This window comes from Ideonella lacteola, assembly GCF_038066555.1.
GTDB lineage: Bacteria > Pseudomonadota > Gammaproteobacteria > Burkholderiales > Burkholderiaceae_C > Ideonella > Ideonella lacteola.
In genome coordinates this window covers 68,974-89,361 of record NZ_JBBUTG010000015.1, presented here as the reverse complement: position 1 = coordinate 89,361, position 20,388 = coordinate 68,974, and the positions used below count along the sequence as shown (strand labels likewise).

10 protein-coding genes are annotated in these 20,388 nt (G+C 66.1%); 7 read left to right on the top strand and 3 right to left on the bottom strand.

Translation table 11 applies throughout. The features are described 5' to 3' along the window. Nucleotides 1-6 precede the first annotated feature (6 nt). The 5 genes from AACH06_RS20895 (at nt 7) to AACH06_RS20875 (ending at nt 10,210) form a co-directional block, all read left to right on the top strand. The gene (locus AACH06_RS20895) at nt 7-1,137 is read left to right on the top strand and encodes an ABC transporter substrate-binding protein (RefSeq protein WP_341427703.1); all 1,131 of its coding nucleotides are present in this window, start codon (nt 7-9) and stop codon (nt 1,135-1,137) included. A gap of 27 nt (nt 1,138-1,164) precedes the next feature. After that, nucleotides 1,165-2,238, top strand: a complete 1,074-nt coding sequence (locus tag AACH06_RS20890) for an ABC transporter ATP-binding protein (RefSeq protein WP_341427702.1) — start codon at nt 1,165-1,167, stop codon at nt 2,236-2,238. A gap of 190 nt (nt 2,239-2,428) precedes the next feature. Continuing rightward, the gene (locus AACH06_RS20885; RefSeq protein ID WP_341427701.1) at nt 2,429-3,700 is read left to right on the top strand and encodes an AGE family epimerase/isomerase; all 1,272 of its coding nucleotides are present in this window, start codon (nt 2,429-2,431) and stop codon (nt 3,698-3,700) included. A gap of 126 nt (nt 3,701-3,826) precedes the next feature. Beyond that, a complete protein-coding gene (locus AACH06_RS20880; protein WP_341427700.1) occupies nt 3,827-6,253 on the top strand; it encodes a penicillin acylase family protein in 2,427 nt (808 codons plus the stop codon). A gap of 309 nt (nt 6,254-6,562) precedes the next feature. Then, nucleotides 6,563-10,210, top strand: coding sequence for a pilus assembly protein (locus AACH06_RS20875; RefSeq protein WP_341427699.1), 3,648 nt, complete (start codon nt 6,563-6,565; stop codon nt 10,208-10,210). Between the two features lie 127 nt (nt 10,211-10,337). Here AACH06_RS20875 and AACH06_RS20870 read toward each other — a convergent pair whose 3' ends face one another. Beyond that, nucleotides 10,338-11,600 carry a PQQ-dependent sugar dehydrogenase gene (locus AACH06_RS20870; RefSeq protein WP_341427698.1) on the bottom strand — a complete coding sequence of 421 codons (1,263 nt, stop codon included), beginning with the start codon at nt 11,598-11,600 and terminating at the stop codon, nt 10,338-10,340. A 294-nt stretch (nt 11,601-11,894) separates the two neighbouring features. Here AACH06_RS20870 and AACH06_RS20865 point away from each other — a divergent pair, with 294 nt between their 5' ends. Beyond that, on the top strand, nt 11,895-14,237 hold the full coding sequence (locus AACH06_RS20865; protein WP_341427697.1) for a methyl-accepting chemotaxis protein: 2,343 nt from the start codon (nt 11,895-11,897) through the stop codon (nt 14,235-14,237). 86 nt (nt 14,238-14,323) lie between these two features. Here AACH06_RS20865 and AACH06_RS20860 read toward each other — a convergent pair whose 3' ends face one another. Together AACH06_RS20860 and AACH06_RS20855 are read right to left on the bottom strand one after the other, a co-directional pair. Further along, a complete protein-coding gene (locus AACH06_RS20860) occupies nt 14,324-17,581 on the bottom strand; it encodes an efflux RND transporter permease subunit (RefSeq protein WP_341427696.1) in 3,258 nt (1,085 codons plus the stop codon). Nucleotides 17,582-17,663: 82 nt separating this feature from the next. Next, nucleotides 17,664-18,845, bottom strand: a complete 1,182-nt coding sequence (locus AACH06_RS20855; protein ID WP_341427695.1) for an efflux RND transporter periplasmic adaptor subunit — start codon at nt 18,843-18,845, stop codon at nt 17,664-17,666. Between the two features lie 318 nt (nt 18,846-19,163). Between AACH06_RS20855 and AACH06_RS20850 the strand changes: the two genes are divergently transcribed. Then, entirely contained in the window at nt 19,164-20,387 is a 1,224-nt protein-coding gene (locus tag AACH06_RS20850; protein WP_341427694.1) for an efflux RND transporter periplasmic adaptor subunit, read from the top strand. The last annotated feature ends 1 nt before the right edge of the window (nt 20,388 follow it).

The window sequence follows — 20,388 nt, the reverse complement described above, 5'->3', positions numbered from 1 at the left end:
GCTGCCATGGGGATCACCCGTCGTCACTTCGCACTCTGCGGCGCTGCGGCGCTCGCCGCCGGGGCGTCCATTTCCGCCCCCGGCGGCGAGTGGACCGCACTGCAGATCGTGCCGCTGACTGGCGTGAACGGTGGTGTGGGCTGGCACCTGGCCGTGGGCGCCCAGGTGGCCTTCGCCCAGGCCAACGCCGGTGGCCCGCCGCATGGCAAAACCTTGCGCCTGGTGACGCTCGATGAGGAACCCGGCCAGGTGGTCGCCCAAGTGCGCGAGCGCCTGCGAAGCGATAACCCGGCGGCGCTGCTGTCCTGGCACGGGCGCCGCAGCGTCGGCGAACTCGCTCGAGCCCGGCTGCTCGAAGACACCGGCCTGCCGCTGCTGGGCGTGATGTCGGGCAGCCTGAGCGCACCGGGCTTCTCCTCCACCAGCCTGTTTGCCACCCGAGGCAGCGTCGCCGACGAGATCGACCAGGTCTTCCGACATGCCGAAACCACCTTCGCCAAGCGCATCGCACTGGTGACGGGCAACGACGAAGATGGCCAGGAGATCATCGCGCTGGCGCGCACTCGCGCGCCGTTGATGGGCGTGACCCTCGTCTCGGTGCAGCAGCACCTGGCCGAGACCGCCCAAGTGAGCGACGCCGTGGCCACCGTGATGAAGACGCCTCACGACGCGGTGGTGCTGGCGACCAACACCTCGGCGGTGGCCTACTTCTCAAAGCTGTATGCCGCCGCCGGTGGCCGTGGCCGCGTGGTGGTGCTGTCGTCAGCCGAAGCCACGCACCTGTCGGCCGTGGTGGGCCCGGACACGACCCGGGGCTTGCTGGTTTCGCAACTGGTGCCCCACCCACGCGACCCGAAAGTGCGGCTCATGCGCGACTTTGCCGCGGCCTACAAGCGCTTCGGCCCGAACGGCATCGCCCCTACGCTGGCCATGACCGAGTCGTACATCGCGGCCCGTGTGTTCATCGACGCGTTGCAACGCGGCAGCGCCAGTGCCAACGGCCCGGCGGTGCAACAAGTGCTGGCCTCGTCACCGAAGGCGTTCGAGCTGGCGGGCCTGCCGCTCAGCCTGAAACGCCAAGGCCCGCAGTACCACAACATGTCGGTGATCGGCCCCAACGGCCAACTGCTTTTCTGACCTGATTCACCTGGAGTTCATCCCCCCATGGGAGCCCTGTCCATCCGCAATGTGCGCAAGACCTTCGGCACCGTCGAGATCCTGAAGGGGATCGACATCGAGATCGAGAAGGGCGAGTTCCTGATCCTTGTCGGCGCCTCGGGCTGCGGCAAATCGACGCTGTTGAACATGATCGCCGGCCTGGACGTGCCGACGAGCGGCGCCATCCACATCGGTGATCGCGATGTGACCTTCGCGCCCAGCCGCGACCGCGACATCGCCATGGTGTTCCAGAGCTACGCGCTCTACCCGAACATGAACGTGGCGCAGAACATCGCCTTCGGCCTGGAAATGCGCAAGGTGCCCAAGCCCGAGCGCGACGCGGCGGTGGACCGTGTGGCCAAGATGCTGCAGATCGGGCACCTGCTCGACCGCAAGCCCGGCCAGCTCTCCGGCGGGCAGCGTCAGCGCGTGGCCATGGGCCGCGCCCTCGCCCGCGACCCCAAGCTGTTCCTTTTCGACGAGCCGCTGTCCAACCTCGACGCCAAGTTGCGCGTGGAAATGCGAGCCGAGATCAAGCGCCTGCACCAGCGCACCCAGACGACCACCGTCTACGTGACGCACGATCAGGTCGAGGCGATGACGCTCGGCGACCGCATCGCGGTGATGAAGGATGGGCGCGTCGAACAATTCGGCACCCCTGACGACATCTATGACCGCCCGGCCACCCGCTACGTGGCCGAGTTCATCGGCTCGCCGGCGATGAACATCGTGGCTGTGCAGCGCACCAACGGTAGCGTCACCGCGCAGGGTGTGGCCATGGCGCTGACCGACGCGCAAACGGCCGCGCTGCAAAACGGCAGCGCCACCTCCTTCAGCTACGGTGTTCGCCCCGAAGATGTGACGCTGGTCGAGCCCGGCACGGCGGGTGCGATGTCCGGCACCTTGGCGATGGTGGAGCCCACCGGCCCTGAAACCTACGCCATGGTCGACACGCCGATCGGCACCTGGACGGCGCGTGTGCCCGGCAAGGTCACCCAGGCCGTGGGCAAGCCCGTGGCCCTGGCGTGGAAGGCCAGCGCCGTGCACCTGTTCGGAGACGACGACCGCCGCGTGGCCTGAGAGGTTCACCCGCTGGGGAACGGCTTGCCCGAGTCGCCGCATCGGGGTATCAGCGACGCACTCGGCGTTGCCAATGCTCGCCGGGTGTCCAACCCGGCGATGCTTGGCGACTTGATGGCGCCGCTGGCCGTTGTCCCCGAACATCCGATTTCTTCGTTTCACTGGACCAGAGCGGCGTAGCATCGACTGCATGAAACACCTCCCGGACTTCCGCAGCCCCGCGTTTCTGCGCGAGCACCTGCTGCAGACCATGGCGTTCTACGACGAACGGGTGATCGACCCGTCCGGCGGCCTGTACCACTTCCTGCGCGACGACGGCACGGTGTACGACCGTCACACCCGCCACCTCGTCAGCAGCACCCGATACGTCTTCACATTCGCCAACGCGGCGCGGCACTTTCCCGAGCACCCGCAGGCCGCGAAGTGGCTGGAGACGGCGCGCCACGCTCTGGCCTTCGTCGAGAACGTCCATAAAGACCCAGCCAGCGGCGGCTACACCTGGTTGCTGCACTGGGAAGGCGGCAAGAAGCAGGTGGTCGACGCCACCCAGCACTGCTATGGCCTGGCCTTCGTTCTGTTGGCCCATGCCCATGCGCTGCAAGCCGGCATCAGCGAAGCGCGCCGCGGGCTGGATGCCACCATCGGCCTGATGGAGCAACGCTTCTGGCAGGCGGAGGCCGGCCTCTATGCCGACGAGGCCGCGCCCGACTGGCAGTTGCGCCCCTACCGCGGCCAAAACGCCAACATGCACGCCTGCGAGGCCATGCTCGCGGCCTACGAGGCCACCGGTGATGCGTTCTGCTTGAACCGTGCCACCACCCTCGCCGAATCCGTCACCCAGCGACTGGCCGCACAGGCCCACGGCCTCGTCTGGGAGCACTACCACGCCGACTGGTCGCCCGACTGGAACTACAACCGCCAGGACCGCAGCAACATCTTCCGCCCCTGGGGCTTCCAGACCGGTCACCTCACCGAGTGGGCCAAGCTGCTGCTGACGCTGGAGCGGCTGACGCCCGACGCCCCCGAAGACAGCTGGATGCTGCACCGTGCGCGCGACCTCTTCGCCGCCGCCGTCCAAAGCGGCTGGGATCGCCACCACAGCGGCCTCGTCTACGGCTTCGCCCCCGAAGGCGACCCCGCCACCGACACCCACATGAAGGTCTGCGACGGCGACAAGTACCACTGGGTACAAGCCGAGTCGATGGCGGCTGCGGCCGCACTCGCCGAACGCACACACGACGGCGGCTACTGGGACTGGTACGACCGCATCTGGCTCTACGCCTGGGAACACTTCGTCGACCACCAGCACGGCGCCTGGTTCCGCATCCTCACCCACGACAACCGCAAACTCACCGACCAGAAAAGCCCGGCCGGCAAGGTGGACTACCACAACATGGGGGCGTGCTATGAGGTGTTGGGGGCGTTGGAGCGTCTGAACGGCGGCGCAAGCATCGCGGCGTAGTCAGAGCCCCGAGCCGGCTTCCCAATCACCGGAATGCCGGCTGGGCGCGGCCCGGCTGCGCCCAGCCCCCGAGGGCTGCCCTCAGGCGGCAGAATGCGGCCGTCTCCACTGCGACGCTGCCGTTGCATGAAACGCCTCTTCAAGTTTCTCGGCCTCGGCCTGATCGCCCTGCTGACCGTCGCCATCGCCGCGCTGGCCTTGATGTGGCACGCCAGGCTGCCCCAACGTTCTGGAAGCCTCTCGCTGACAGGCTTGTCGGCTCCGGTGCAGGTGCGCTACGACGAGTCCGGCGTGCCGCACATCCGCGCGGAGAACGAAGCAGATCTGTACCGTGCGCTCGGGTACGTGCATGCACAGGACCGCTTGTTCCAGATGGAGATCCTGCGGCGTCTGGCGCGGGGCGAGCTGGCTGAGGTGTTGGGGCCGAAGCTGGTCGAGACCGATCGACTGTTCCGCACCCTGACCCTGCGCGAATACGCCGATGACTTTGCTGCCAAGATGGACCCTGCCTCGCCCACGACCCGGGCTTTGCAGGCCTACCTGGATGGCGTCAACCAGTTTCAGGACAGCCACCCAGCGCCGATCGAGTTCATGTTGCTCGGCATTCCCAAGCGCCCTTTCACCGCCGCAGACACCGCCAGCGTGGGCGGCTACCTCGCCTACAGCTTTGCCGCCGCCTTCCGGCATGAGCCGGTGCTGAGCCGCATCCGGCAGCAGTGGGGCCCCGACTATCTGGGCATCTTCGATCTGGCCTGGTATCCCGACGGCGTGAACCAGGGGCAGCCCGCTGCGGCGGCCCCGGCGGCCAGTGCCGCCGGCCCGTCGCTGCAGGCGTCTGATTGGCACACGCTTGACCGTGTGGCCGCGTTGAGCCAGAGCGCCTTCGACATCGCCGGCGTACCGCTGTACGAAGGCAGCAATGCCTGGGTGATTTCGGGGGCGCGTGCTGCAGGCGGCAAACCGCTTCTGGCGGGCGACCCGCACATCTCGTTCTCGACGCCCGCCGTCTGGTATGAGGCCCACCTGTCTGCACCAGGCATCGAGCTCTATGGCTACCACCAGGCGCTGAACCCTTTCGCACTGATCGGGCACAACGCGCAATTTGGGTGGAGCCTCACGATGTTCCAGAACGACGACATCGACCTCATCGCGGAGAAGATCAGCCCCGACAACCCGCGCCAGGTGTGGGCCCAGGGCCAGTGGTCCAACCTGGAGGAACGGCAGCAAACCATTCAGGTCAAAGGCGCAGCCGCGGTGACGATCACGCTGCGCCGTTCACCGCACGGTCCCATCATCAATGATGCGCTGGACAAGACGGCCGGGACGACGCCCATCGCCATGTGGTGGGCGCTGCTGAATACGGAGAACCCCGTCTTCGAGGCGTTCTACGAACTCGACCGGGCTGACACGCTCGATAAAGCACGTCGCGCAGCCAGCAAGATCCACGCGCCGGGCCTGAACATCGTCTGGGCCAACGCCCAGGGCGACATCGCCTGGTGGGCGGCGGCCAAAGTGCCAATGCGCCCCTATGGCGTCAACCCCGGGTTCATCCTCGACGGCGGCAGCCCGGAAGCCGATAAGACAGGCTTCCTGCCCTTCGAACAAAACCCGCACGAAGAAAACCCGGCCCGCGGCTACATCGTCTCTGCCAATCAGCAGCCGGCCGGGCCCACGCCCGTCGCCGGCTACTACAACCTGTGGGATCGTGCCCAGCGCCTGGACCAGCAACTGGCGGCACGCGCCACCGGCTGGGATGCCCCCGCGATGCAAGCCCTGCAGCTGGACACCCAGACCGGCTATGGCCCTCGCGTGCTGAAGCCTCTGCTCGACGATCTGCGCGCAGCGTCGCCGGATCCTTCCGAACGGGCGCTGGTCGAACAACTCGCCGCCTGGCAGGGTGACCACCCGATGGACAAAGTGGCGCCCACGCTGTTCAGCCAATTCATGTTCGATCTGGCGCACGAAGCCCTGGCCGACGAGCTGGGCGACGATGCCTTCCAGCTGCTGCGCCGCACGCGGGCCCTCGACCATGCACTGCCCCGGCTGGCGGCCAACGCGGCCTCCCCCTGGTGGGACCGGCAGGGCACCGCCGAGAAGGAATCGCGGGCCCAGATCGTGAACGCCGCCTGGCACCGCTCGCTGGCGCACTTGCAGGCCACCTTGGGCACCGATTCGGGCAGTTGGACCTGGGGCCGCGCGCACCGCGTGACCCACGAGCACCCCCTCGGCAAACAGGCCCCGCTGGACAAGGTTTTCAACATCGGCCCCTTCCCCGCCCCAGGGGGGCGTGAAACGCCGAACAACCTCAGTGGTCCCATCGCCCCGGTGCCGGTGCCAGTGACCTACGGCCCCTCAACCCGCCGCGTGGTCGATTTCGCCCAGCCCGCTGCGGCACGAGGCATCGTGCCCACGGGCCAGAGCGGCGTCTGGGGCGATCGACACTACCGGGACCAAGCCGAGCGGTATGCCCAGGGGCAGACGCGGCCCCAGTACCTCGACTCGGCCGACGTGGCGAGCCACACGCAAGAGACCTTGGTGCTGACACCACGGTAATGGGCAGCCGGCCCATCGGTTCGCCGGGCCCTGACGCCGACGGGCGGCCGTCCGGACGTAACCAAATATGAGCGCAAGCCCCTAATTGAAACGGCCATCCCTTCATATTAGGGATACCTGCCCCGCTCATCCAAAAAGCTTGACCGCTCGTCGGCCGTGAAACATCTCACGAAGCCGACTGAAAGAACATCCGCCGCCAGACGCCAAGAGTGTCATTTCGTCCGCGCGTGCTGTCGCCCCTTTTGCGGCACCGCCGGCGCGGGTTTCGTTGCACGTTGATCGGACTTCAAAGAGCCCGAGAGATAACTATTGTCCAAACAAATGCGTTATACAAATTTCAATTGGGCATCGATAGCAACACTCGCTTACCTTTCGGCGCACTACGCCAGCGCCGCGGAGCCAGCCCAGATTCCGCTGTCGAGCCGCGTCGCAGAACCCCCGATCCCCAACGTCGCGTTGACGATCGATGATTCGGGCTCCATGCTGGCTGATTTCATGCCAGAGGAGACCTTCAATATCAACAACAAGCCGGTCACTTTGAGCCGCACCTCCCGCAATGAATGGGTAGGCGGTTTTCCAGCCGACTGGCGCAAGCTCTGCCGAGATGGGAAAAAGGGCTGCGTCGGTGGCGAGTGGCCCACCGGAACATTCCTGACTGGCGTGGCCGCCGCACAAAAGCGAGCTGAAGACGTCTATCAGATGCAGTTCCGTTCGCCGGAAACCAATGCCATTTTCTACAACCCTGACGTTCGCTATTACCCCTGGTACAAGCCTGACGGCTCGCGGTTTCCCAATGCCGACCCGAAAGCAGCCCCGTACGACCCCATGGTCACCAACGGCACTTTCAATCTGTCAATCAACTACACGGCTGACAGTGGTATTGGCGCCAAGATCAAAACGAATTGGTTTCTGAAGGCAGACTCCACCAGCGACTCAACGCGAGAGTTCTATCCCGGCTTGGTTTATCGTCTGAAAGCCGGCGCCGATCCGACGTCGATGAGCAGCTACACCGCATATGACGTGAATGCCAAGGACGGCTCACACGCAGCGGCGACCAAACACCCGAGCCGCACAGACTGCGCCCGAAAAAGATGCACTCAAGCAGAGGAACTGCAGAACTTCGCCAACTGGTTTACCTACTACAGGATGCGCGAGACCCTGACCAAGGCGGCGGTCTCGGAATCGTTCACCAGTTTCAAGGACAAGCTCCGAGTCAGCTGGGGGCGGATCAACAACACGACCGCGGTCAGTATCGACGGCAGTAAGCGCACGTACTCGATCATCGAAAGCGAAGCCAGTGGCGGTCCCTTGCGCTTGCTGGATGCGACGCGTCTGGCGTCTGTTCTGGGCGGCGTTCAGAAATACGCTTCCTGGGGTAGCACGCCGCTGCGCACCGCCATGTATTCGGTGGGCGCGTATTTTGACCGTACTGGTGATCCCACAGGCAGCCCTTGGCTCACGGATCCGCGTCCAGGCAGCAACAACGCCGAAAAGCTGACATGCCGCCGCGCGGTCAGCCTGGTAATGACCGACGGCTACTACAACGACAGCGACTTCAATTCGGTGGGGGATGTGGATGGCGTGCAGGGCCCTGACTATGCCGACTCCAACCCCAACGGCTACAGCCCCACGCGCTATGAGCCGGTCACCCCGTTCGTCGACAGCTACTCCAAGACCTTGGCCGACGTCGCCACGAAGTACTTCGTGGCCGATTTGGACACCTCCATCGACAACAAGGTGCCGCCGCTGACCGGTGACATCGCCTTCTGGCAGCACCTGACGCAGTTCACCGTGGGTCTCGGCGTGCGCGGCACACTCGATTCTTCGACGGCAGCGGCCAAGACCGCCACGCTGAAGTCGATCCGGGAAGGAGACTTGAAATGGCCGAACCCCGCTGACGGCAACCCGCAAAAGATCGACGACATGTGGCATGCCGCCGTGAATACCGGCGGTGACTTCTACTCGGTGCGCAACGTGACCGAACTGACCGCGGCACTGAAGGATGCCTTCGGTCGCTCGGCCGGCAATGAGGCAAAAGAAGCCGGGATCGCCACCGCGTCGGGCTACATCACCGCCGACAACGTCAAGTACGTACCGAAGTACAAGTCGATCTCGTGGTGGGGCGACCTCGAAGCCTGGCCGCTGGACGTCAACGGCCGCGAAGGCGACACCATCGTCTGGAGAGCCAGCGAACACCTGCCCGCTCAAGACAAGCGCAACCTGTTCACCTGGTTTGGCACGGCGCCTGGTGAATTCCGCTGGGACTCGATGGATGGCCCGACGCAGTCCCTGGTGGGCTCCAAGGAGTTGGTCAACTACATCCGGGGCGACGATTCGCAAACCGGCTACGGCGGCGCCTATCGCTCGCGTGACAACAAGTTCCTCGGTGACTTCGTCAACTCGCCGCCAGTGCTCGTCAAAGGCTCGTTGGACCTCGGCTACAACGCCTTCGACACGACCTACAGCGAGTACGTGACCGCCAAGCGCACTCGGCTGGACGGCATCGTCTTTGCGGGCAGCAACGACGGCATGCTGCACGGGTTCCGCTCGTCGGATGGTACGGAGGTCTTCGGGTATCTCCCGCGCGAAGGCCTGTCGCGTCTGAAGATCGTGGCAGCCAAGGACTATGGCACCCCGTCCAATTACCACCGCTTCTTCGTGGATGGCCCGCTCAATGAGACGGATGCCTTCATCAAGCCGAGAGGTAGCAGCACAGCGCAGTGGACAAACCTGCTGATCGGCAGCATGGGCGCCGGTGGCAAGACCTTCTTCGCCGTGCATGTCCCCACGTCGTTTGGCGCCACGCTGGACGCTGCCGACATGCCTGCCAATTCGGTGATGTGGGAGAACAGCGGCGACACCGATCCGGACATTGGCTACATCTTCTCGGATTTCGCTGTTGGCAAGATCAAGGGAGGTGGATGGCGCGCCTTTGTGGGCAACGGCATCTATTCGAAGAACGGCAAGGCCGTGCTGCTGGTCGTCAACCTCGAAACAGGCGCCATCGAACACCGTCTGGCAGTGGGCGATGCAGACAACGGCCTGATGGGTGTGACGCTGATCAAGGACGAGATCACCCACGAAGTGGTCGGCGCGTACGCGGGGGACCTGAAGGGCAGCCTGTGGCGCTTTGATGTCCAGAGCAACGACAAGGTCGAGGTCGGGTTCTCAGGCAATGCGCTCTTCACGGCGACTTCGGCCGCAGGCGCGGCGCAGCCGATCACCATCGCACCGTCCATGGTCGCCCACCCCGAATACGGCCGTGTCGTGCTGTTCGGCACCGGACGGTTGATCGACGCAGTCGACGCGGACTCAACAGCTCAACAGACCTTCTATGGTGTGTGGGACAACGTCAAGATCGGTGAGACCTCGGTGTCGGCCACCAGCCCCTTCGCTGGCGGGGATACCGACCGCAAGCTGCTGCAAGCCCAGTACACCGACACCACGCTGGTCGACGGCAAGTACCTGACCGTGAAAACCACGCCCGTCGACTGGAAGACGCAATTTGGCTGGTACATGGACCTGCCTTTCGAGCGCCAACGCGTGCTGTACCCGTCGTTCATCCTGGCCGACAAGTACGTGCTGTTCAGCACCTCGGTGCCTGCCACGAAGGCCGAGGTCTGCTCAACCAACTCGGGGGTCGGATACAACTACCTGCTCTCCGCCGCCGATGGCAACCTGCCAACGACACCCAGCTTCGACACCAATGGCGATGGCGTGATCGATGAGAAGGACGACATCGTCGGCGGCTTCGAAACCGGCAACGACGGCCGCGATGCGGTGATCGATGCCGGCAATGGCCAAGACAGCCCGTGTGTCGACGGCTTCCGTCGCTACCAGGATTGCTCCAGCGGCAAAACTTGCGAATGGATCCAGCTTGAGTGCAAGAGCGAACCGGAAGGCATTCAGGATCGTCTGTGGAAGCACATCCTGAATCCACCGACCCCGTCGAAGTGACTCCCTTCGCCTCGAACAGGGGTTGAAAGCGCGCGGGGCCGGCTTCAGGCCCGGCGCCATACAAACAAAAGAGGCGGCCCGCGGGCCGCCTCTTTTTTCTTGCCTGACTCGATGTCGAGTCAGCCGCTCATCGCGCCGTACACGGGCTTGCCACGTCTGCCCACACGCGGGGCTCGCCGGCCACGGAGGGCGGGACGGTGCTGCGGGTCTGGCCTGCGGCAGAGGGGCACATGACGATCACGACGCCGCTCAGGCCCACCACGTACAAGCGGCCCTTGCCGTCTTCGCCGAACGAGGCCAGCGTCGTCAGGCCATTTCCGCTCAACAGCGAGGCCGTTTCTTCTCGGCGTTCCTTGGGGGTGCCGTCGGCATTGAAGGTCATCGAGAACGCCCGGTCGCTGACGCAGTCGCCGAAGAAGTAGCGGCCGTTGGCGTCGTTCACCGTCGGGCCACGGTAGACGTAGCCACCGGTCACGCAATTGCCCAGGCTGCCCTGGCTGCCCAGGTGGGGGTAGTCGAAGACGGGGTTGGTCAGACCCGGCTTGTCCCCGCCCACCCCACCTGGGGTTTTGATCATGCCTTCGCGCAGCCGCCAGCCGTAGTTGCGCCCGCCTGGATCACCAGCCGCCTCGAAATCGATCTCTTCGCGTGAATCCTGTCCCACGTCGCCCATCCAGAACGCACCGGTCTTGCGATCGAAGCTGGCGCGGAAGGTGTTGCGAAGGCCCAGGGCCCAGACCTCGGGCTTGACCGAGCTGGAGTTGACGAACGGGTTGTCGGCCGGAATCTTGTAGCCCGCCCCGGTGCCGCTCACATCGATGCGCAGCATTTTGCCCAGCAGCACCTGGCCGTTCTGGGCGTTGTTGTCGGGGTCATAGCCACTGCCGCCATCACCCATCGAGATGTAGAGGTTCTTCTTGTCGCCTGGCCGGAAGCCGATCCAGCCGCCTTTGTGGTTGTCAAAGCCGGGCTGGTTGATCGAGATGATTTCCTGGCGGGTCGACGCGTCCGCCTTGTTGGCCGTGGGCGGAGAGACGGTGAAGCGCGCGATCTTGGTGGCGCCCGACGTCACATCGGTGTAGTCGACATAAAAGCGGCCGTTCGTCGCGTAATCCGGGTCAAACGCGAGGCCCAGAAGCCCACGCTCGCCCGCGGTGCCAACCCGCGATGAGATGTCCAGGAACTTGGTGATCTTGCCGTTCTTGATCACCCGGATGACGCCGCCCTTCTCCACCACGAACAGGCGGGCATCTCCCTTGGGCGCGGTGACATACAGGGGATCGCTCAGGCCGTTGGCCACCACCCTGCCCTCCAGGGCAAGCGCGGGCCAGGCGCAGACAGCGAGGGCGCAGGCGGTCAGCCCCATGCGCCAGTGCGGCAACTTCTTCATGACTGGGTCTCCTCAGGAGCAAATCGTGGATGGGGGCACCGTGCGGGTGATACGGCACCTCGATCGGGGCCGCCGGCGTGGGCCGTTCGGCCTCCCGCGGCCGAGTCTGGCGGCATTCGGGGCCTGGTGCGAAACGAACTCGTAACGCATTGGATCGGCCCTGGCGGGACATCTGCCACGTCGTCCAAGCGCTTTTCCAGGCATCGAAGGCGGGCCGGCCGGCTCAAGATCGGCCCGTCGAGCACTCCCGGGGCTGGGGGCGTCTGCGACCCTGCCCATTCGGAGACCGCCCACATGAACCCGCTCGGCCAACAGCTACTGCACCCCGCCTCCCGCTTGATGCGCCAGCTGCGCATGCCCATCAAGATGGCGGTGATGGGCCTCATGCTGCTCGTGCCGCTGCTGCTGCTGATCGCTTACAGCACGCAACAAGCCCGCCGGGATTTGGCGACGGTGCGCTCGGAGCGGCTGGGCGCTGAATTGGTCCACCAATTGACGGGCCTCATCACCCAGGTGCAGGTGCACCGTGGGCTGACCAACCGGGTGCTGTCCAGCGAAACCTCTGCAGTCGCCGAGCGGGACGCGGTGCGCGGCCAGATCAAGACCACCGTCGCCGCGTTTGACAAGACGCTGGCGACAGGGATGCCGTTTGACATCGAGAAAGCCTGGCAAGACGTCCGGACGACCACGCTCGCGCTGGCGGAGGGCAAGCACGCCGACCGCCGCACCGAGGCCTTCCTGGAGCACAGTCAACACATCGAGCGCCTGCGCCAGCTGCTGCTTCTGGCGGGGGAACGGTCTGGGCTCATGCTGGACCCGGAAGCGGGCAGCTATTTCCTGATGGACCTGGCGGTCGAGCGCGTCATTCCGTGGATCGAAGCGCTGGGCCAGGCTCGCGGCCAAGGTGCGGCGCTGCTCTCGCGCGGCGATGCCAGCACCACCGAGCGGGCCACGCTGGTCGGACGCGCCGACTCGCTTCGCGCCGCCTTGGTGGACGTCGAATTCAGAATCGAGGCGCTCCAACGCGCCGGAGTGAATCCGCCCGCCGAATGGGAGACCGCCCGGTCCGCCACCCTGGCTTTTGAAGAGACCGCGCGCAAGACCTTCACTGCCGAGGCGATCACGGGCGAGGCCGCCCCCTACTTCGCACAGGGCAGTGACGCGATCAGCAAGGTGGTCGAATTCGATCGGCATGTGCACCAGCTGCTGGTCGAGCAGCTGACAGAGCGGGAGGAACGGCTGACCTTCCAGATGACGCTGCAGCTGGGTGTTTCCATCATCGGTGTGGGCCTGATGCTCTACCTGGGTGTCGCCTTCTATGCCAGCTTCACTGGCGCGCTGGAGGTGCTGCAACGCGGGGTCACCGCCATCGCGGCGGGCGATCTGGCACACAAGATCGAAGTGCAAGGGCGCGACGAGCTGGCGGACATCGGCACCGTGGTCGAGCGCATGAGCGAAAGGTTGTCGGTGATGGTGGCGCAGATCCGCAGCAGCGCCGTCCGGGTGGGCCTGTCGGGCCAGCAACTGGCGGCCAGCGGCGAGGCGCTGTCTCAGCGCACCGAGGCGCAGGCCGACAACCTGGAGCAGACGGTGAGCACCGTCGGCAAGTTGAGTGAGGCCGTCACGAGCAACGCGGGCGCCGCGCACGAGCTGGACGAGCTCACTGGCCGGCTCCGCGACCAGGCCGAAGCCGGCGGCACGGCGATGCGTGAAACCGTGGAGGCCATGAGTTCGCTGGAGCAAAGCTCGCGCAAGGTGAGCGAGATCGTCGGCGTGATCGATGGCATCGCCTTCCAGACCAATATCCTCGCGCTGAACGCTGCCGTCGAGGCGGCGCGTGCCGGCGAGGCGGGCCGCGGCTTCGCGGTGGTGGCCACGGAAGTGCGTCAGCTGGCGCAGCGCAGTGCGTCGGCGGCGGCAGAGATCCGGCAGCTGATCGGGCAATCCACCGAACAGGTCAGCCAGTCATCCAGCCGCATCCAGAACACCCACCACTCGCTGGACGCCCTGGTGGCGGGCGTGCGCAATGTGTCTGACAAGCTGCGTGGCATTGCGCAGGCGAGCTCTCAGCAATCGGCCAGCCTGGAAGAAGTGTCGCGCAGCGTGGCCACGCTGGACGAACTGACACGCCAGAACGCCACCATGGTGGTGGAATCGTCCAAGGCCTCGGGTGATTTGGTGACCCGCGCGGCGGTCTTGAGTGACGCGGTGGGCGCCATCCGCTTGCGCCAGGGCAGCGCCGACGAGGCCCGCGCATTGGTGGACCGCGCCGTCGAGCTCATCCAAGCCAGGGGGTTGTCCGCCGCCTCGGCCATCTTCCGCGATCCGAAAGGTGGCTTCCTCGACCGCGATCTCTACATCTTCGTCACCGATCGCGAAGGCCGCTACCACGTGCATGGCGCGAAGCCGGCCATGGAAGGCAAGTTGGTGCACGAGGTGCCGGGCATTGATGGCGACCGCTTCGCCCGCGAATCCTGGCAAGCCACCAGCGGCAGCCACTGGGTGGAGTACACCATCCTGAATCAGAAGACGGGCCAGATCCAGCCCAAGGCCAGCTATGTGGTCGCCCTCAACGACCGCCAGCTCGTCGGTTGCGGCATCTACACCCAAAGCGGGCAGACGCTCACCGCCGCCTGAGAGGCCGCCTGGGTAAGTGAAGGATTCGTCCTTCAGAAACGCCAAGGGCGGGGTTTCCCCCGCCCTGCCCTTTTCACACCCTTGGATCAGCGATCAGCCGGGGCACCCAGCGGCCCGTGGCTGGGCGTGGCCGGCACCGTGCTGGCAGCGGCCTCGTGCCGGTTCAGGAACTTGCGGCTGAACCACGACGACAGGTTGTCGAGGTAGCTGTACATCACCGGCACCACCACCAGCGTCAACAGCGTGGAGGTGATCACGCCGCCGATGATCGCCCGGCCCATCGGCGCCTGGATCTCGCCGCCATCGTTCAGCGCAATCGCCATCGGCAGCATGCCGAAGACCATCGCCGCCGTCGTCATCATGATCGGCCGCATCCGAATCTGGCCTGCCTGCAGCAGCGCATCGCGCACCGAGGCCCCGGCCTTGCGGGCGTGGTTGGCAAAGTCGACCAGCAAGATGGCGTTCTTCGTCACCAGGCCCATCAGCATCACCAGGCCGATCATCGAGAAGACATTGAGCGTCGAGCGCCACAGCAGCAGCGCCAGCATCACACCGATCAGCGACAACGGCAGCGACATCATGATCGCGATCGGCTGCAGGAAGCTGCCGAACTGGCTGGCCAGCACGATGTAGATGAAGATCACCGCCAGCGCCATCGCGCTGAGCAGGCCGCCGAAAGCCTCAGCCTGCTGCTTGCCGGCGCCATCGACCATGAAGCTCACGCCCGGGGGCAACTGGGTTTCCTTGATCAGCTTTTGCACGTCGTCGTTCACGTCGCCCGACGGCCGTCCTTCGACACCGGCAAACACCGCTTCGCGACGCTGGAGGTTCTGACGGCGGATCACCTCGGGGTTGAACACCTGCTCGATGGTGGCCACCTGGTCGAGCGCGATGGGCGAGCCATCCTTGGCAAACGCCACCGGCAGCTTGCTCATCTGGTCGATGCGTTCGCGCTGGCCTTGGGGCAGGCGCAGCAGCACCTCGACCTGGTTGCCGTCCGGCGTCGTCCAGTAGGTGGCAACGTCGCCATTGACATAGGCACGCAGCGACGAGGCCACCTGCGGGCCGGTGAGGCCCAACTCGCGGACGGCCGAATCCTTCAGGCGCACCGCGAAGGCCGGCAGGCCGGGCTTGACAGTGGTGTCCACATCGACCGCGCCCTTGATCTTCTTCAGCTTCTCCGCGAAGTCCTTGGCCACCTTGGTCAGTTGCTCGCCATCGGCGCCGAGGATGGTGATCCAGACCGGCCGGTCAAAGCCCACGCTGGCCTCCAGGCCGGGGATGCCGGCGATGTCGGCGCGGATTGCATCCTCGATTTCCTTCTGGCTGCGCTTGCGGTCCTTGCGATCGACCAGCGCGATGTTCAGCGAGGCCTGGTTGCGGCCGGTGGCCATGCCTTCACCGGTGGAGCCGATCACCGTCTGCACGGTCTTGATCTCGGGGTAGCGGCCGGCGAGGATGTTCTCGACCTGCAACACCTTGTCGTTGCCCCGGTCCAGGCTCGAAGCCACCGGGAAACGCAGGTTCAGCTGGGTGAAGCCCTGGTCGGTCTGCGGCACGAATTCGGTGCCGACGACACCGGCCAGCCCGATCGCCACCACGAAGCTGGCGAAACCACTCCAGCACACCAGACCACGCGGCGTGAGCGTGGCAAACCGCAGGCGCCGAGGCTGGGTGCGATCGCGCTGGCCCTGGGCATCGAACGGCCGGCCATACGCCGGGATCGGCGGCACGAACACCCGATAGCGGCGGCCGGAGAACGCCCAGGCGATCAGGCGGCCGTACACGGCGTGCAACCCATCCATGCCGCGGTCGGTGGCGCGGATCATGTGGCCGATCACCGGCACGTCACGCAGGCGGGCGCTGGGCGGGTCCTTCCAGACGCTGGAGAGCATCGGATCGAGCGTGAAGCTGACGAACAGCGACACGATCACCGCCACCGCCACCGTGATGCCGAAGGGGTAGAAGAACTTGCCGATCACCCCGCCCATGAAAGCCACCGGCACGAAGACCGCGCAGATCGCGAAGGTCGTCGCCATCACGGCCAACCCGATCTCGTTGGTGCCGTCGAACGAGGCGGTGTGGTGGTCTTTGCCCATGGCGACGTGGCGCACGATGTTCTCTCGCACCACGATCGCATCGTCGATCAGCAAGCCGATGCACAGGCTGAGCGCCATCATCGTCATGAAGTTCAGCGTGAAGCCGAAGGCGTACACGGCGATGAAGCTCGAGATCACCGCGATCGGCAGCGTCAGGCCGGTGATGATCGTCGAGCGCCAGCTGTGCAGGAACAGGAAGACGATCGCCACCGTCAGCAGCGCACCCTCGATCAAGGTGTGACGCAGGCCGTCCAGCGAACCCTTGACGAAGTCGCTGGAGGCGTAGATCAGGTTCAGCTCGATGTCGCTGGGCAGTTGCTTGCGCAGCTCTTCCATCGCCTCTTTCACCGCATCGCCGGTGGCCACGATGTTCGCGTCCTGCTGCTTGAAGACGGAGAAGCTGATGGCCGGCTGGCCGTTGGTGCGGGCGATCGAATCGGGCTCGCGCTCGCGCTCGACCAAGGTGCCGAGGTCGTTCAGCGTCAAGGCCAGGTTGCCCCGGTGGGCCACCACGACGTTGGCGAACTGCTTCGGGTCTTTCACCCGGCCTTCAACACGCAGGATCGCGTCAGACACCCGGTCCGACACCAGTCCGACCGGCTGGTCGGCATTGGCCGCGGCGAGGGCGGAGGAGATCTCGGCCGGCGTGACCCCATAGGCCTTCAGGCGCAGCGGGTCCAGGTCGATGCGCACTTCACGCGAGACCAGCCCGCCCACGTCCACCTTGGCCACGCCCTCGACGCGGCCCAGGCGCTTGGCGATCGTCAGCTCGCCCAGCGTCGAGAGCTCACGCGCCGAGCGGGTCTTGCTCATCAGCGCCATCACCACCACCGGTTGGGCGTTGTCGGCCTGGAAGCGGGAGATGCTGGGCTGCTTCACATCCTTCGGAAATGCCGCCTGGGCTGCCGCCACGCGGTCGCGCAGATCCTGCATGGCGCGGCTCATGTCGGTGTTCAGCGTGAACTCGACGCTGGCCTGCACCCGGCCCTCGAAGCTGCGCGACTGCACGCGGTCGACACCGGCGATCGAGTTGATCGCCTCTTCCAGCGGTTTGGCGACCTCACGCTCCACCGCCTCGGGCGACGCGCCTGGGTAGCGCACATCGATCCACGCCCCGGGCAGCGAGATGTCGGGCATCTGTTCGACGCCCAGCTTGCTGTACGAAAACAGCCCCAGCACACACAACGCCACCATGACCATGGTCGCGAAGACGGGGTTGTTGATGGCGACTCGGGTCATCCACATGGTGAACCTCTGTTCCTGTCTCGTTCGATGAATCCGGCCCGGCCGGCACCGCATTCGGGCGCTGGCCTGTCCAATGGCCGGATCAGTTGCTGGCGGTGGCGACGCTGGCCAGGGCCGACGACGGCGACGCCGCCGAGGCCGCGGTCGCCGGGGCCGGGGCAATCACCCGCGCCGCGGCGCCTTCTCGCAAGTTGTCGAAGCGCATCGCCAGCACCTGCGCCTGGGGCTGCAGGCCGTCTTTCACCTCGACCAGCCCCTTGCCATCGTCACGCCGGCCGGTGGTGATCGAGCGGCGCAGCAACTTGCCCTGCTCGATCGTCCACACATATTCCTGCCCGGATGCGGTGGCCACGGCTGCCACCGGCAGCGTCAGCCGCGGCGTCGCCTCAGGCATCACCACCTGGGCCTGGGCGTACTGGCCGGCGCGCAGCTTCTCTTTGGGGTTCGCGATGGCGATCGCGACGCCGATCGAGCGGGTGCCCGGCTCGGCCGCTGGCGCGATGCGGGCCAGGCTGCCCTTCACCGGTTCGGCCACGCCCTCGACCTGTACCGTGACCGCCATCCCCGGCTGCAGCATGCCGACTTCGTGCGTGCCCACGCTGCCCGCCACCTCCAGCTTGGTGAGATCGACGATGGTGACGATCTGCTGCTCGTTCGAGACCTTCTCACCGGGCACGACATGGCGCTTGGCGACGATGCCGGAGATCGGCGCCACCAGCCCGGCTTCGCGCAGGTTGATCTTGACGGTCTCCGTCTGAGCCTGGGCGGCGGTCAGGTTGGCCCGGGCGCTGTCGAGTGCGGCCTTGGACGACTCCAGCGCATTGGGCGAAATGAACGATTGCTCGGCCAGGCGCTGGTTGGACGCGTGGGTCCGCTCTGCTTGCACCAGTTGGGCGCGCGCCGCTTCGACTTGCGCCTGGCGTTCATTCAGGCGTGCATTCAGATCGGCCAGATCCAACGTGCCCAGCTTCTGCCCGGCGGTCACCCGGCTGCCTTCGGCCACGGTGAGGTTCAGCAGGGTGCCGGCCGCCTTGGCGCGCACCACCGCGGTATTGGGCGCCACCAGCGGGCCGGAGAACTCGATCGCGCCGGCCAGCGGCTGCGACTTGGGCAGCACCACTTCCTTGGTGGTGAAGTCGAGCACCTTGTCTTCTGGCTTGGTGTCGCTCTTCTCGCCCCCTTTGCGGGCGGAGACTGCCGCCACGGTGCCGCCGACCGCCAGCACAGCAACCACCACTCCTCCAATGACCCAGCGCTTGTTCATGCGTGCTCCTGTATAGATCGTCTTGCCTCGGTCAGGCGGAGCGGAGTGTAGGAGTGCGTGCCGGCCCGATCACCAGGGTGCCGACGAAGCGCAGTGAGGCGGCGACGAAATGCACCCGGCGCGGATGAGCCGCGCGCCAGTCGGGCGCCCCGTCACTTGTCGCCGCAACCCGCGGCGGCCGGTTCGCCGTTCGCCCGCGCGGGCTGCAATTCGTCGCAGACCATGGCGGTGGGCACCCGGTTCACGATAAGCTCGCGCGGCTTTTTCTGGCCAAAAGCCAGCCACCCACGATTCCTCGAACGATCAGGAGGTTTTCCGATGTTGCGTCGCCGTCCGTCCCTGGCCCTGCCGGCCAGCCTGCCCACTCGCTTGGCCGTGGGCGTGGCCGCCGGCATGCTGGCCGCCATGCTGGCTGCGTGCAGCAAGGGCGGCAGCGCCGGCGGCGCAGCCAAGGCCGCGTCCGCGCCGGAAGCGGCTGCCTCGTCGGCGGTGACGCTGCTGATCGCGCCGGAAGACCTTCGCACCGCCTCCACCGGCACGCACGCCATGGGCCCGGTAATCACCGGCTCGATCCAGCCCGAGCGGCGCGCCGATCTGCGCGCCGAAGTGCCGGCGGTTGTGCTGCAGGTTCTGAAAGAGAACGGCGAAGCCGTGCGCAAGGGCGATCTGCTGATGCGGCTGGACGACACCTCGATCCGCGACAGCCTGGCCTCGGCGGAAGAAGCCGTCAGGGCCGCCACCCAGTCGGCCGAGCAGGCCGAGCGCACGTTCCAGCGCCTGAAAACGCTGCAGGCCCAGGGCATGAGCTCGATGCAGGCGATGGACGACGCCGAAGTCCGCCGCAACAACGCGCAGAGCGATTTGGTCGCCGCGCGGTCGCGTGCGGTGGCCGCACGACAGCAGCTGCAGCGCACCGAAGTGCGCGCGCCGTTCGACGGCGTGGTCAGCGACCGCAAGGCCTCGGCGGGCGACACCGCGCAGGTGGGCAAGGAACTGGTCAAGGTGATCGACCCGGCCAGCATGCGATTTGACGGGTTGGTGTCGGCCGACCGGATGAACGAGCTGAAGATCGGCCAGTCGGTCAGCTTCCGGGTGATCGGCGCCACCGACGGCGATTTCACAGGCAAGGTCAAGCGGGTGGATCCATCGGCCAACGCCTCGACACGGCAGGTCGCCGTCCAGGTGTCCATCGATTCCGGTACCGTGCCCAAGGTGGCGGGCCTCTACGCCGAGGGCCAGGTGGCCACCAGCGGCGAGCAGGCGCTGATGCTGCCCGAAGGCGCATTGACCAAGGAAGGCGACAACGTCTACGTCTGGCGCGTCGAAGGCAACACCTTGAAGAAGGTCAAGGTTCAGCTGGGCGATCGCGACCTGCGCAGCGGCGAATATGTGGTGCGCGCCGGCTTGTCGGCGGGCGACCAGATCCTTCGCGCCCCCGGCGCCTCGCTGGTCGATGGCCAGCGCATCGAGCGCGCCAAGGGGGCCGCCAGCGCCCCGGCGCCCGCCGTGGCGGCTTCGGCCGCCGCTTCCGCAGGGAAGTAAG

Bases quoted from the DNA above. Each gene is read 5' to 3' on its own strand.
- AACH06_RS20855 (WP_341427695.1), bottom strand. From the start codon at position 18,845: ATGAACAAGCGCTGGGTCATTGGAGGAGTGGTGGTTGCTGTGCTGGCG.
- AACH06_RS20890 (WP_341427702.1), top strand. From the start codon at position 1,165: ATGGGAGCCCTGTCCATCCGCAATGTGCGCAAGACCTTCGGCACCGTC.
- AACH06_RS20860 (WP_341427696.1), bottom strand. From the start codon at position 17,581: ATGTGGATGACCCGAGTCGCCATCAACAACCCCGTCTTCGCGACCATG.
- AACH06_RS20880 (WP_341427700.1), top strand. From the start codon at position 3,827: ATGAAACGCCTCTTCAAGTTTCTCGGCCTCGGCCTGATCGCCCTGCTG.
- AACH06_RS20895 (WP_341427703.1), top strand. From the start codon at position 7: ATGGGGATCACCCGTCGTCACTTCGCACTCTGCGGCGCTGCGGCGCTC.
- AACH06_RS20865 (WP_341427697.1), top strand. From the start codon at position 11,895: ATGAACCCGCTCGGCCAACAGCTACTGCACCCCGCCTCCCGCTTGATG.
- AACH06_RS20885 (WP_341427701.1), top strand. From the start codon at position 2,429: ATGAAACACCTCCCGGACTTCCGCAGCCCCGCGTTTCTGCGCGAGCAC.
- AACH06_RS20850 (WP_341427694.1), top strand. From the start codon at position 19,164: ATGTTGCGTCGCCGTCCGTCCCTGGCCCTGCCGGCCAGCCTGCCCACT.
- AACH06_RS20870 (WP_341427698.1), bottom strand. From the start codon at position 11,600: ATGAAGAAGTTGCCGCACTGGCGCATGGGGCTGACCGCCTGCGCCCTC.